The organism is Micromonospora hortensis, assembly GCF_022230935.1.
GTDB classification, from domain to species: Bacteria; Actinomycetota; Actinomycetes; order Mycobacteriales; family Micromonosporaceae; genus Micromonospora; species Micromonospora hortensis.
The window spans coordinates 81,211-94,634 of sequence record NZ_JAKKFE010000020.1 but is presented as its reverse complement, the minus strand read 5'-3'; the positions used below and the strand labels follow the sequence as shown (position 1 = coordinate 94,634).

Here is a 13,424-nt window from a genome sequence, read left to right as displayed (position 1 = left end):
AGGCGTGCCATCCCGATGCGGAGGAATGCATGGTTCGCTGGCGTACCCTCACTGGCCTGCTGGCCACCGCGTTGGCCGCGGTGACCGCGGCCAGCCTCACCCTCACCGCGCCGGCCGCCGCGGCCGACAGCCCCGTGACGCCGAACGTCGTCGGCGGCACCCGCGCCGCCCAGGGCGAGTTCCCGTTCATGGTCCGTCTCTCAATGGGCTGCGGCGGGGCGCTGTACAGCGCACGGCTGGTGCTCACCGCGGCGCACTGCGTGGGCGGGACCGGCACCAACACCAGCATCACCGCGACGCTCGGGACGGTCGACCTCCAGTCGTCCAGCCGGATCACCGTCCGGTCCAACTACGTCTACCGTGCCCCCGGCTACAACGGCGCCGGCCGCGACTGGGCGCTGATCCGGCTGGCCAGCCCCGTCACCGGGCTGAGCACGCTGCCGATCGCCAGCACCACCGCGTACGACAGCGGCACCTTCACCGTGGCCGGTTGGGGCGCCGCGCGTGAAGGTGGCGGCCAGCAGCGGTACCTGCTCAAGGCGACGGTGCCGTTCGTCAGCGACTCCACCTGCAACGCCAACTACGGCGGGGACCTCATCCCCGCCCAGGAGATCTGCGCCGGCTACGCCAGCGGCGGCACTGACACCTGCCAGGGTGACTCGGGCGGCCCGATGTTCCGCCGCGACGCCTCCAACGCCTGGATCCAGGTCGGCATCGTCAGTTGGGGCAACGGCTGCGCCCGGCCCAACTACCCGGGTGTCTACACCCAGGTGAGCTACTTCGCCTCGTCGATCGCCTCGGCCGCGGCGAGCCTCGGCGGCTGACCGTACGACGGGACGGCCAACCAGCGCATCGGTCGCCCCGCCACCGCTCGGGCGGCCCGGACGACACGGTCCGGGTCGCCCGTTCGTGCCGTCCCGGGTGGGCGGCGAGTGGGGCACCCGACAGAAACGGCGGGCCGTCGGTGCGCCGCCGGCCGCAGCGGCGATGATGGGCCGGTGAAGATCCTGTCCATCCAGTCGTCGGTCGCCTACGGACACGTGGGCAACTCGGCGGCGGCCTTTCCGCTGCAACGCCTCGGGCACGAGGTCTGGCCGGTCCTGACTGTGCACTTCTCCAACCACACCGGGTACGGCGCGTGGCGGGGACCCTTGCTCCCGGCGGCGGACGTGGCGGAGGTGATCGCGGGCATCGAGGACCGCGGGGTCCTCGGCAGCGCCGACGCCGTGCTCTCCGGCTACCAGGGCGACCCGGCGATGGGCGCGGTGATCCTGGACGCGGTGGCGACGGTGAAGGCGACCAACCCGGCCGCTGTGTACTGCTGCGACCCGGTGATGGGCGACGCCGGCCGGGGCATGTTCGTCCGGCCCGAAATTCCGGAGTACCTACGGGACACCGTCGTGCCCCGTGCGGACATCATCACGCCGAACCACTTCGAGCTGGACTTCCTCGCCGGTCGCACCACGAACTCGCTGGCCGAGGTGCTCGACGCGGTCGACGTGGTGCGCGCGACCGGGCCACGGCACGTCCTCGTGACCAGCGTGCTCCACGGCGACCTGCCGCCGGACTCGCTGGAGGTGGTGGCGGTCTCCGACGAGGGCGCCTGGGCGGTGACCACGCCGCTGCTGCCGATCAACCCGAACGGTGGGGGCGACGTCACCGCGGCGCTGTACCTGGCCCACCTGTGGACGACCGGCTCACCCGCGACCGCGCTGGAACGCACCATCGCTTCCGTCTACGCCGTGCTCGAGGCCACTCTCGCGGCGGGCACCCGGGAGATCCAGCTGATCGCGGCGCAGGACGTGATCGCCGACCCGCCGGCCCGGTTCACCGCCCGCCGACTGCGTTGACGACGGTCGCGGACCGGCTGCGTTGACGGCGGGCGCGGACCGGCTGCGTTGACGACGGTCGCGGTCCGCTGACCGGTGGCGGTCAGCGACCCTCGGGAACGGCCATTTCGCCGAGCAGCGACCAGTCCTCCTGCGGCACCGTGGCGTTCACGATCCGCGGCGTCTCGGCCAGGTACGGCGGCAGGGTCTCCTGGGCCGTGCGGAAATGCGCGGACTGGACGTGGGCCCCGCCGGCCTGGTCGTCGCGGAACGCCTCGACCAGCACGTACTCGGTGGGATCGTCGAGGCTGCGGGACCAGTCGAACCACAGGCAGCCCGGCTCCGCCCGGGTCGCCTCGGTGAACTCGGCGGCGATCTGCGGCCACCGGTCGGCGTGCTCGGCCAGGACCCGGAACTTGGCGGTAATGAAGATCATGGCCCCAGGCTACCCAGCCGGGCGGGCGCGGGCGACGACCTCCTCGGGGGTCAACGGCGCCTTCGGGTGGTGCGTCAGGCACAGCGGGGTACGGACCTTGACGAACGAGAACCCCTCCCCGGCCGCGTAGAACTCACCGCTGTTCAGCAGACCGATGTCCGGCAGCCGGCCGCCCTTGGCCTCGGCGAGCTGCCGGGCCGCGTCGATCTGCGCCGGCGCGTTGAGCAGCCCGAAGAACTGCGTCGTCGCGTTGCCGGAGATCTGGTTGTGCAGACCCTTGGGCGCCTGGGTGGCGAAGACCAGCCCGAGCCCGTACTTGCGGGCCTGCGAGGCCAGCGCGATCGAGCTGGCGGTGCAGGCAGTGGTGCCGGTCGACGGCGCGAGCGTCTGCGCCTCGTCCATCACGAACAGCCCGCCCAGCGGTCGGTCACCGGCGGGGTGCCGCTTGATCCACGCGAAGAGCGCCATCTGCAACTGGTTGACGAAGCTCTGCCGCTCCTGATCCGAGGTGAGGCCGACGAAGCTGATCACCGACACCCGGGCCCGCCGCCCGGCCGACGGCGTCAGCAGCAGCCCCGGGTCGGCCGGCGCGCCGACCCCGCCGAAGAGCGGATCGGTGACCATCGCCGCCTTGAGCGCCTCGGCCAACTCCTCGGCGAGCTTCCCCGCGCGGGCCAGCCGACTGACCCCCTCGGGCAGGTCGGTGAGGAAATCGGTGAAGCCGGGCAGGCCCACCATCCCGCTGCGCGCGTACGCCTGCAGGGCCTCGGTCAGGACAGCCTTGCCCTGCTGGGCGAGCCGGCTGGAGCGGTCCACGCCCGCCCGTGGCGCGAGCGCCTCCACGGCGGAGCGGACGGCCTGGTCGAACTCGTCGGGCCAGTCCCGCAGCGAGGTGAAGTCGGGCAGCGGCTGGAAGCTCAGCGGCCGACCGGCGGTGACCCGGGGCGTCCACACCACCACCTCGGTGTGTGCGAGGTAGTCGGCGGCGCGTTCGGCGTCGCCGGGGCCCCAGCCGCCCGGCGGGTCGGGCCACGGGTCGCCGAGCCGGGCCAGGTCGTTGTTGGGGTCGAGCACGATCGCGGAGACTCCCTCGCGGGCACACTCCTCGACCAGCCGGCGGATCAGCACGGTCTTGCCCGAGCCGGACCCGGCGAACACGACCGCGTGGCGGCGCAGCGACTCCAGGGGAACCGTGAAGGGGTGACCACCGTCGACGGTCCGCCCCAGCCCGACGGCCCGACCGCCCTCGCCGACGACGAGGTCCGCCGGGTCAGCGGGTACGGGCTCGGCCGCCGCACCAGCGGGGACGTCGGCCTCCGACACGGTCGCCGGGTCGGATTCGGGACCACCCGACGGTGGCTCGTCGTCGTCGGGCGTCGGCGGCTGGGCATCGCCGCGCGTCCCGTCGGGCCCGGGCAGGACCGCGCGGAACAGCTCGGTGCCGCTGGCCGGACGGCGGGCCACCAGCCACTCCTGCAAGGCCGTGGACGGTTCGGCCGCCATCACCCGCAGCGCAGCGAAGACCCGCAGGTCCGCCTCCGGTACGGCACACCGCAGGCCGCCGGCCGCGTCGAAGCCCGTCAACACCTCGGTCGTACGCTTCCCGGTCGGCCACGGACCGTTGCGCAGCAGGATCAGCCGCCGTTGTGGCAGGTCCCGGTCCAACCCTGCGAGGGTGCAGGCGGCCTTGACCCGGGCGGTGACGGCGACGGCATTGGGGTGCGCGACGGCCCGGAAGCACCAGTGCGCCTCGTTCTCGGTGGCCTCGTCGAGCACCTCGATGAGCCGCCCGTGCAGCGCGGGCTTGCGCCCCGGCGGCGGGTCGTACTTGTAGGTGGCGCCGGTCGGCGCCTGCTCGGCGATCCAGGCGGCCAGGCCGGCGGCGAGCAGCGGCGGCATGTGCTCGTCCTCGCCCGTCGGGTTGACGGCGGCGGACACGTCCGCGGCCTCGACCAGTTCCGCGAACCGTGCGTCCAACTCGTGCAGGCGGCGCTCGTCAGTCGTCGCCTCGGCGGAAGCGCTACGGGCGGTGCTGGCCGACTGCGTCGAGTCGGTGCCGTCGATGAGCCGGTCGAGCTCGACCACCTCGTCGCGGTCACGGCACCAGGCGATGTGGCGGTCCACCCGGCGGAGCAGAGCGCGGGGCGTCAGGGTGGGTGCGTCGGCGAAGGCGGCGGGGGCGATCGGCCAGGTGGGGTGCGGTGGCCCGAAGTACATGCCCGCGAACGCGGCGGAGAGGCGCTTCGCCACGATCGCCTGCCCGATCTCCGGCGTGGGGATCCGGTCCGGCAGGGCCGCCGTACGGAAACGGTCAGCGACCGGGGTGGGCGCGGTGCGGGTCAGCAACACCCAGGTGTCCGGCAGGCACGAGACGACGACCAGCGTGCGGCGGGTGATGTCGCGGAGCTTGAGCAGGCCGTCGGCGATCGGGCCGAGCACCTTGGCCTGGCCGTCCTCCAGACCCTGATGCTGGTGGAGCAGTGAGGTGCTGGTCTGGGCGAACAACGTGTCGAGCTGGTCCACGGCGATGACGGTGGGGTCCAGGGTCAGGGCCATCAGCCGGGAGATGTCCTGCACGACCTGCTGGGGGGTGCGGATCGCGGTGCTCAGACCCCACGCCGCCCGCGAGGCCGGGTCACCCGGCTCGGAGATCAGGTGGGCGTAACCGACGTCCTGTGCCTCGAAGTCGACGGCGCCGTGCAGGACGAGCGCCCGAGCGGTGTCCTGAGCGTCCCGCCCGACCTCCCGATCGCGCTCGCGCAGCGCCCAGATGAAGGTGTCGAGCTGCGCACGGGTCACCGGTCGGGCGCCGGCTACCGCGTCGCGGACCTCCACCGGCAGGCCGAGCTGGGGGGTGAGTCGACGCAGGAAGGTCTTCAACTGGGTGCCCCAGCCGACGTGGGGGCGGCCCATCCCCTCCACCAGGGCCAGGGCCACGCTTTCCCAGAACGTCTTGCCACTGACCATGTCGACAAGGAAGAAGTAGCCGCCGTCGCCTTGGATCCGTTCGCGGACCGCCCCGAGCAGGTGCGTCTTGCCGGCACCCGCGCGGCCCTGCATGGCCACGCCGAGCGGCATGCTCGTGTCGTCGGTGCGGGCCCGCGCCACCCCGCGCAGGATCTCCGCGGCCACCTTCTCGTGCAGCTCCGGCACGTTGTGCGCGCTGGGTCGCCAGACGTCGTCCGGGGTGACCGCCGGGTTGAGGCTGACCGCTTCCAGCGCGGCCCGCTGGTCGTCCGAGATCATGCCGGGCCGATCGCCAGGGCGTGGTTGTCCTCGTTCCCGATGCGGACGGCCGCGGCCCGGTCCCGTGCGGTCAGTGACTTGGTGTTCGCCACCGGGATGATGCGGACGTCCTCCCGGCCGACCATCGCCCGCAACGCCGCGTCGAGGGTGGCCCGGTCGGTGTCGGCGAGCCGGTCGCGGACGTCGGCGAGGCCGACCCAGGCGCCCGGCGCGGCGGCCAGATCCCGGTACGCCGAGCGAACCAGTGCCTCCACCTGCACCGCGGACACCGGTGCCGCCGCCGCTGCCGGTGCCGCCGCAGGCGCCGCGGGTGCCGGTGCTTCCCGTAGCGGCTCGCTGGTCGCCGGGGCGGCCGTAGCCTCGGTCTGCTTGAAGAAATCGCCGTGGCTGACCCGGAGCCGGTCCAGCGAACGGTGCAGGTTGGACAGGACGACGAACAGGGACCGGGTCGTCGAGCCACCCTGCTTCGGCGGCGCGGCGGTGTGCAGCTGACGTGCCACCCGCCAGCCCTGCTCGGTCAGCTCGTGGGCGAAGGGCCGGTGCGTCCGATCGGTGTCCACCAGGCCCAGGTCGACGAGCTTCGTGTTGTCCTTGCCGGTCAGCGTGAAACCGGCGAGTTCTTTCAGCTCGACGTTGGTGAGTCGGCGTGCCTCGACCATCAGCACCACGAGGGCGTTGATCTGGTTCGGCGTCAGGTGCGGGACGTCCGCCGGGCTCGTCATGATGTCTCATCTCCGTGGGGGTGCGTGCCGCCCGCGCGTCGCCGGGCCAGCAGCCGACGGATCCCGTCGACCACCGCCGGCGCGTCGGTGAGCACCTGCTCGTTGGTGAAGCGGAGCACGTCCAGCCCGAGGAGTTGCAGCTGTACGTCTCTCCGCCGGTCGTTGGCGAAAGCGATTCGCCCACGATGCTCCGGGCCGTCCACCTCGACCGCAAGACCCTCAGTGGGCCAAAACAGATCCAGACGGTACGCCGTGGCCAGGACGTGCCACTCGTAGGTCTGGTTCCACCGCCGGCCCCGCGCCCAGTCGTGCGGCGCGAGCGCACGTTCCAACGCCTGCTCGGCGGCGCTGTCACCGCGGGGCACACCCGCGATCGGCGGCCACGCCAGCACCGTCGACTCCGGCTCGGCGGCGAGGGCCGGAATCCGTTCGGTCGTGCTGGCCAGCTGGGCGAATCGGGCCGGCAGAGGCATGCGTACTGAGCGCACCCGGTCGGCGTGGCGCAGCGGCCCGCCAGCCAACCACACAGTGAAGCCGCCGTGCCGCACGAGCCACTCGGCGGCGGCCACCAGCGTCCGCTCGGCTTCGGCGTCCAGGTCGGGCAGGGCCACGACGAGTACACAGCTCTCCCGGTCGTACGCGTCGGCGATCACCCGGGCGAGCCCGGCGGCGCGTACCCCCGGGGCGAAGCGGGACCGGCCGCCGGGGCGGCGCGGGCCGCGCAGCCCTCGCTCGGCGAGGTCGGCCAGGAACGGGCCGAAGTGCCGGGAGCGGGCGGCGGTACGGGCCGCGAGTGCCCGTACCGCCGCGACGCCGAGAGTGCCCTCGCTGTCGAACTGGTCGGCCCCCGTCAGCCAGCGGGGGAACATCGTGAGGGCCGCGGCGTCCAGTTGGTCGAGCACCGTGTCCACGAGGTCGCCGAGCGGACGCGTCACAGTGGGCCGGTAGTGCACGATCGCGGGTGCTGCCGGTGGCAGCGGGTCGAGTGCCACCCGCAGCAGCTCCGGGTCGATGCCCGGCAGGTGACTGACTCGCCGTGCCGGCGGGGCAGCCCACCAGGCCCTGCTGGCGTCGCCGTTGGCCCGGACGAGGTGCGCCATGGCGGCACCCTACGACACGGACGGGCGCGACCGGGGACCCCTGGTTAGCGAGGCGGAGCGCTCGCCGCTCAGCGCAGCCGGCGGATGTCGCCGTACGCGCGGTAGTAACCGCCGCGGCTGGATTCGCGCACCTCGGTCACCAGGTAGCGGGCGCCCGGCTCGCGGATCCCCTTGGGGAACTGCACCGACCAGTCGCGCCGGTAACCGTCGGAGAGCACCTGAACCCGCAGCCGCCCCCGATCGTCCAGGCACTGCACGACCACGCCCGCGCCCGAGTCGCTGGTCACCTCGACGATCGTCGGCTGCACCGGCTGGGGCGCCTGGCGGGGGGCCTTGACGTCGCGTACCTGGGGCACGTTGCCGGCCTGCGCCGCGCGGATCGCCGGCTCGCTCGCGTCGATGCAGGCCAGATGGCCGCCGGTGGTGACGACGTAGAGCCGGTCGTCGTGGTACTGCATGGAGTACGCCGAGCCGCAGCCCGTGCCGAGCTTCCACAGCCGGGTGCCCGCCGCGTCGAAGCAGTAGATCGAGGACTGGCTGTCACCGGCGAAGACGTACTCGCCGCCCTCGGCGGTGGCACAGGAGAAGACCGGGGCGTCGCACAGATAGGTGCGTTCGTGGCGACCCGACTTGGACAGCCGCACCACCTCGCGGCTGCTGGTGCCGGCGAACACACTGCCGTGCTCCTGCCAGCCGAAGAGCACCGAACCGGTATTGGTGTGCCACAGCTCGCTGCCGGTCCGCCACTCGTAGCCGGTCACGCCCTGCGAGTGGCCGTGGTAGATGGCATCGTCGTCGCACCGCACCATCCAGGCCGAACGCCCCCGCCCGGGCCGACGCCACAGGAACTCGTCCTCGTGGTCGACGGCGGTGATCCCGCCGTCGGCGTCGGAGACGCCGAGGACGCCGTCGTGGATGTCCAGCCAGTAGATGTCGATCTCCGGGGCGATCGCGTACGCCACGCGGGGCACCTTGCCGGACAGGTCGTAGACGTTGCCGTCGTCGCAGCCGGCGTAGATCCAGGCGTCGTCGGCGACGATGCACTTCACCCCGTCGGGAAGGCGGACCTGGCTGCGCACCTGGGCGTCGTGGTCGAGCGTGGTGATGACACCGTGCTCGTTGCCGACCATGCAGTGCTGCCCGTCGACGAAGATGCCGAAGGCGGGGGCGCCGGAGTCGAAGCGCCAGAGCACCGGGGCGGTGTGGGCGGTGGAGCGGGTGCTCACGATCTGCCGCCGCGACACGGTGCGCTTCTGGCGGACGCCGGGGACCGCCGGGGCGTAGCCCTTGCGGACCTTCTCACCGATCTTCTTCGCCGCGGCGGCCCGGGCCCGGGCGTTGTCCGGATAGGCACTCGCCTTCACCTGCCCCTGGTCGCCGATCCGGCCGTAGCGCACCGTCAGCGTGGTGTTGTCGACGATGACCTCGTAGAACTTGTGCGCACCGTCCACTTCGGACAGTTCGAGGTAGGTCGTCTCCTGGGACATGGGGGGCCTCCGAGGGTCAGCGAGCGGCGCGATCCGGCCGGCGCGGCGACAGTGACCACACGGTAGCGGTGCCCCCCGACAGGATCGGCTGCCGCTGACGGCTGGGCCCGAGCGGCGCGTCGGTCCGGTCCGCGACCCCTGCCGGGCCCCGTCGAGGACGGGCTCAGCCCACCCCGGGTCAGCCCTGGCGCAGGACGCGCGCGATGGCTGTCGCGACGGCTGTGGTCAATACCCATCCCGACAGGATCAGGCCCCAGGCCACCCATCGGGCGCCGCTGTCGAAGCGCCAGGTCGAGTCCTGCCCGAGGCTCACCACCGGAATCAGGAGGTCCACCGAGTAGACGAGTGAGTGGAACTGCGGTGGCTTCTCCACGGCGGCGATGGCGCTGTCACCGATCGGCGTGAAGATGGACCACCCCAGAGCCGTCAGCCCGATCAGCCAGATCGACGCGAGCCACGTGCGATAGCCGTAGCCCACGGTGGCCCACAGGATCCCCGACCAGATTCTTGAGATCCCTCTGACCTCCTTCGCGCGGGCGTGTTGCTTCCGGTACCCGACGACACGCGCCTCGTGCTCCTGTCCGGCTTGCCGGTACGCCGCGATCAGTTGTTCGTACGGCTGCGGGCGGTAGGTGGCGTCGCCCCTGGTGAGCCACCTGATCCTCTCGTGGACGGTGACCGGTTGGGGCGAGCTCAGTCGGTCGTACGCGAACCCGTCGAGCACGATGGCTGCGGGCCAGGTGCTCGGGTTGTCCGTCACCACCCGGGCAGACACGTTCGTCATGTCGAGCGTCGCCGGGGGTTGTGCGAAGTCGAGGTCGACCATTCCGGCAGACGTCCCGGACAGGTCGACCAGGCTCGGGTCCGCCGCTGGGTCAGCCGTACCGGAAGCGAACGCCGCCGTGTCGAACGAGACCGCCCCCTCCACGCTGGCGTAACACAGACCGATCGCCCCGTCCGACCGAAACGCCTGGTCACACCTGATGTCCCTGGTCACCTTGAGCCCGTACGCCTGAAGGCTGGTGGGGCGGTCCTTCAGCCGCTTGCGCGTCGACCCCCGATGCGGGTGGGTCAGTGCGACGCCACTCAACAGGATGGACCCACCGACCTTGGCGTTGTCGAGAATGATCCGTCCCTCGACGGTGGCCGCTCGTCGTGTGGCGTCCGCGTCGAACCAGAGGCCCTCATCAATTTCCGTACGCTCGGCCTGCAGGCACACGTTGCCCGGATTGTGCAGCTCCGCACCGCGGAAGATGGCGGCTCCGCCGATCTGGGCGCCGATCATGCGAATCTGACCGGTGACGGCGGTCTTGGCGAAGGACACGTTACTTCCGACGGCCATCTGGCTCGCGCGGACCGCGTGCGAGGAACTACGGAGATCGCACTCCCGAAAGTGCAGCACGCCGTCGATCTGGGCGTAGCGCAGATCGATCGTGTCGGTACTGGTGACCCGAACCATGCTGACCGAGCCTCGGACCCTCAATCCGGTGGCGTCGAGCCCGGGGATCGTCGAGTCGGTGAGGGACAGGCTCAGCAGGTTGGCGTCGCAGAGCCGGGGAGCCTGGTCGAATTCGCACCCGTCGAAAGTCAGCGGGTAGCCGATGTCGAGGCCGGTCAGGACCAGTTCACCGACGATGGACGCTCCGATGAGGTGGATAGTACGGATCTCGCCCACCAATTCCTTGACCTGACCGGTGACGAGCCGCTCGAGAAAATCCGCGCGGACCGTTTTATCGGCGACCGACCCCGCGTCGGCGGGCGTGCGGCTTGTGCAGACGGCCAGTATCAGCCGCTCCATCGGAGAAACGTCGGCGTCCGGTCCGTCACTTGTGGAACGTGGCTGGGGCACATCCATTCCCAGCATTCTTGTGACGGTGACATGAGACGGCAATGACCCATCAATGCCTCAACCGTGGCTGATCGTCCGGTTGCTGTCGCCGAACGTCCGTCCGGCGCGACTCTGTGAGAGCATCTCATGCAGCCGTCATGCCGCGAAGGGATCAGACAATGGGCGTCGACCTGGATGCTGTCAACCACGCCACCCGGGTGGTGCTCGACGCCGTTCACCCTGTTCGCTACGCCCACTACATCACGCCCACCAACCTGGCACAGGTGCGCGCGGAGTTTCTGGACGCGTACAACGCCGGCCGTGCCGTGGATCCACTATTCGAATACCCGCCGATACCCGGCCAGCTCGCGGCCGCGCTCGACGCGGCGCGGGCCGCGTCGACGGGGGCGGGGCCGTGGCGAGAGACCCTGGACCGAGAGCTGACATACGCGCGGGCAGGTCTCGCGGCACTGCGTTCTCGTGACCCCGAGGCGATGACGAGCTACTCGCAGAGCCAGTTCGGCGATGTTGCCGCCGCTGCGGTGGCGGGCGCGCGCCGGCGCCTGGGAGAGCAGCCACCGACCGCCGACACCGAAGCGACGTGGAGCTCCGATCGGGTGGCAGCCGTCATGGGCCGGGTCCTGGCCGAGCTGGGCCTGCACGACTGGACCATTGATCACAATGACCGCATGGCAGCGCGGATGAGTGTGGTCGGCCGGCGGCGTCAGGTGCGAGTCAAGCGTGGCGTCACTTTCACCGCCGCGACGGTACGGCGACTGATCGTGCACGAGGTCGGTACCCACGTGCTGCGCACGGCCAACGGCATGCGGCAGCCACTGCATCTCCTGGCGCACGGAATCCCCGGCTACCTGGGGACCGAGGAGGGCCTCGCGGTCTGGCACGAGCAGCAGGCGGGGATGACAGATCCCGGTGTCATGCGGCGGTACGCGCTGCGGGTAATTGCCTGTGATACGGCGCTGCGGGCCGGCTTTCGAACCGTTTTCGATGCTGTCGTTCCGCATACCACTGCCGACGAGGCCTTCGATCTCACGCTCCGCGTGAAGCGGGGGCTACTCGACACGTCCGTGCCTGGCGGCTACATCAAGGACCACATCTACCTTGGCGGCTTCATCGAGGTCACTAATCATCTGGAGCGCAACCCAGGTGATCACGATCTGTTGATGGCCTGCAAGTGGCCACTGTCGGAGGTGCCGCTGTTGCGGAGACTTCTCGACGACCGGTCGTCGATCCCGCCGCACCATCGGGTCGACAAGGTGGTCGACCTGATTCGGACAGTTGTCGCCGAGGGTTGAGGTGTGAGGCCGCCGTTACTCTGTCTTGAGGACCTCCCACTTGTGATAGAAGGCGGAAATCATCTCGAAAAGCTCCCGAGCGCTCCGCGTCTCGGGACTCTCCGGCCCCCGAAGGAACTTCGGCGATACAGAGTAGATGTTCCACTGCATCAGTGGTTCGACGAGCGCTGTGTAGAGATTCCCGGTGGCTCCGATGAGGACGAAGAAGCTGACGACGGCGTTGAGGGTCTCGACGATTTCCGGCCCGGCCGCCGCAGGGTCGATCTGCCCGGCGTCCACCTGTTGCTGCAGGAAGCCCACCCGCTCCAGCGCGGCACCGGCGTCATCCTTTGACTCGATCGTGACCGGCACTGTGCCTCCTGGTCGGTTGTGGAAACCCGGAGCCAGATTAGATGCCATAACGTGAGAATGGTCCGCACTGACCGTTAGCCGACACGCTCGCCTCTGGTGAGGGGACCGCCCGCCCTGGGGGGTTCGGCGTAGCGTTCTTGGTCACCGATCTGGCCAGCGCAGCGCGTCGTCGCGGAGCACCGCGTGCGCGCCGACGATCTGGTTGACGATCTGCGTCACTCGCACGTCGACAGCGATGCTGGCCAGCGCCGCCGCGTCCGCGCGGCTGAGGCCGTGCAGTCGCTGCATCAGTGTCAGCATCGAGTTCAGGGCGGTGAACGTGGCGTCGTCGAGGGAGTCGCCGACACCCAGGGTCAGCCATGCGTCGGGGGTGCGGGCCACCGGGCCGGTGACCGGAAAGTCGTCGCGTACGTCGAAGGTCAACGTCACCTCGTCCATCGGACACTCGATCGCGGTGCCGCCGACCTCGCCGTCACCCTGGGCGGCGTGCCCGTCCCCGACGGAGAACAGCGCGTCGTCCACCGGGATCGGCAGCAGGAGGGTGCTGCCGGCGGTGAGGTCCCGACAGTCCAGATTGCCGCCCGAGGGGCGCGGTGGAGTCGTCGAGTGAAGCCCCGGCTCCGCGGGTGGCATGCCGAGCACTCCCATGAAGGGCCGCAGCGCGATCGTGTGGCCGTGCTGGTTGCGGCCGGTCATCGTCACCGGGTCCAGCGCCCAGGCGTGCACCACCTGTTGGTCCTGCACGCCGTAGCGCTGGTTGAACGCACTCGGCCAGCCGCCGGCCACTGTGGTTCCCCAGCGGCCCGGGACGACCGCGTCGACGCGTACCGCGAGGGTCTGGCCGGCGCGCGCACCGCGGACCGCGACCGGACCGATCAACGCGTGGCCGTGGTCGGGCCGGTGCTGCGCGACCCGGGGTCGGTCCCGGTTCGGCCCGCCGGGGTACGGGCCGGCGGACCACCAGCAGTCCAGGGTGCGATAGGTGACGGTGTCGCCGGGGTCGATGGTGAGCACCGGCGGGAAGTCGGGGGAGAAGTGGCCGTGCAGGCTGTCATCCCCGGGCGTGAGGGTGTGTCGCATCAGTGCAGGCTAGTGGCCAGGTGCGGCGGGCA

At 71.0% G+C, this 13,424-nt stretch carries 11 protein-coding genes; 3 read left to right on the top strand and 8 right to left on the bottom strand.

All coding sequences use genetic code 11. The features are described from left to right. The first annotated feature begins 29 nt into the window (after nt 1-29). Together NIE111_RS14930 and pdxY are read left to right on the top strand one after the other, a co-directional pair. Nucleotides 30-824: a S1 family peptidase gene (locus tag NIE111_RS14930; protein ID WP_238684958.1), complete on the top strand. Its 795-nt coding sequence runs from the start codon at nt 30-32 to the stop codon at nt 822-824. Nucleotides 825-998: 174 nt separating this feature from the next. Continuing rightward, on the top strand, nt 999-1,850 hold the full coding sequence (gene pdxY, locus NIE111_RS14925; protein ID WP_238684957.1) for a pyridoxal kinase PdxY: 852 nt from the start codon (nt 999-1,001) through the stop codon (nt 1,848-1,850). 82 nt (nt 1,851-1,932) lie between these two features. On the opposite strand, the gene NIE111_RS14920 is transcribed toward pdxY, so the two are convergent. From NIE111_RS14920 to NIE111_RS14895, 6 genes are all read right to left on the bottom strand, one after another. After that, on the bottom strand, nt 1,933-2,265 hold the full coding sequence (locus tag NIE111_RS14920) for a putative quinol monooxygenase (protein ID WP_238684956.1): 333 nt from the start codon (nt 2,263-2,265) through the stop codon (nt 1,933-1,935). 9 nt (nt 2,266-2,274) lie between these two features. Then, complete coding sequence (locus tag NIE111_RS14915; RefSeq protein WP_238684955.1) at nt 2,275-5,511, bottom strand: ATP-binding protein; 3,237 nt, start codon at nt 5,509-5,511, stop codon at nt 2,275-2,277. Then, nucleotides 5,508-6,233 (bottom strand): hypothetical protein, encoded by a 726-nt coding sequence (locus NIE111_RS14910; RefSeq protein ID WP_238684954.1) that lies wholly within the window; start codon nt 6,231-6,233, stop codon nt 5,508-5,510. Before NIE111_RS14910 ends, NIE111_RS14915 begins: the two co-directional genes overlap by 4 nt. Next, nucleotides 6,230-7,333 carry an endonuclease domain-containing protein gene (locus NIE111_RS14905; protein WP_238684953.1) on the bottom strand — a complete coding sequence of 368 codons (1,104 nt, stop codon included), beginning with the start codon at nt 7,331-7,333 and terminating at the stop codon, nt 6,230-6,232. Before NIE111_RS14905 ends, NIE111_RS14910 begins: the two co-directional genes overlap by 4 nt. Before the next feature lie 68 nt (nt 7,334-7,401). Next, nucleotides 7,402-8,820 (bottom strand): WGR domain-containing protein, encoded by a 1,419-nt coding sequence (locus tag NIE111_RS14900; protein WP_238684952.1) that lies wholly within the window; start codon nt 8,818-8,820, stop codon nt 7,402-7,404. A 178-nt stretch (nt 8,821-8,998) separates the two neighbouring features. Beyond that, entirely contained in the window at nt 8,999-10,618 is a 1,620-nt protein-coding gene (locus NIE111_RS14895; protein ID WP_238684951.1) for a hypothetical protein, read from the bottom strand. A 209-nt stretch (nt 10,619-10,827) separates the two neighbouring features. Between NIE111_RS14895 and NIE111_RS14890 the strand changes: the two genes are divergently transcribed. After that, a complete protein-coding gene (locus NIE111_RS14890) occupies nt 10,828-11,961 on the top strand; it encodes a tyrosine/phenylalanine carboxypeptidase domain-containing protein (protein WP_238684950.1) in 1,134 nt (377 codons plus the stop codon). Nucleotides 11,962-11,976: 15 nt separating this feature from the next. Here NIE111_RS14890 and NIE111_RS14885 read toward each other — a convergent pair whose 3' ends face one another. Together NIE111_RS14885 and NIE111_RS14880 are read right to left on the bottom strand one after the other, a co-directional pair. Continuing rightward, a complete protein-coding gene (locus tag NIE111_RS14885; protein ID WP_238684949.1) occupies nt 11,977-12,312 on the bottom strand; it encodes a hypothetical protein in 336 nt (111 codons plus the stop codon). Nucleotides 12,313-12,453: 141 nt separating this feature from the next. Beyond that, entirely contained in the window at nt 12,454-13,392 is a 939-nt protein-coding gene (locus NIE111_RS14880; RefSeq protein WP_238684948.1) for an acetamidase/formamidase family protein, read from the bottom strand. Nucleotides 13,393-13,424 lie beyond the last annotated feature (32 nt).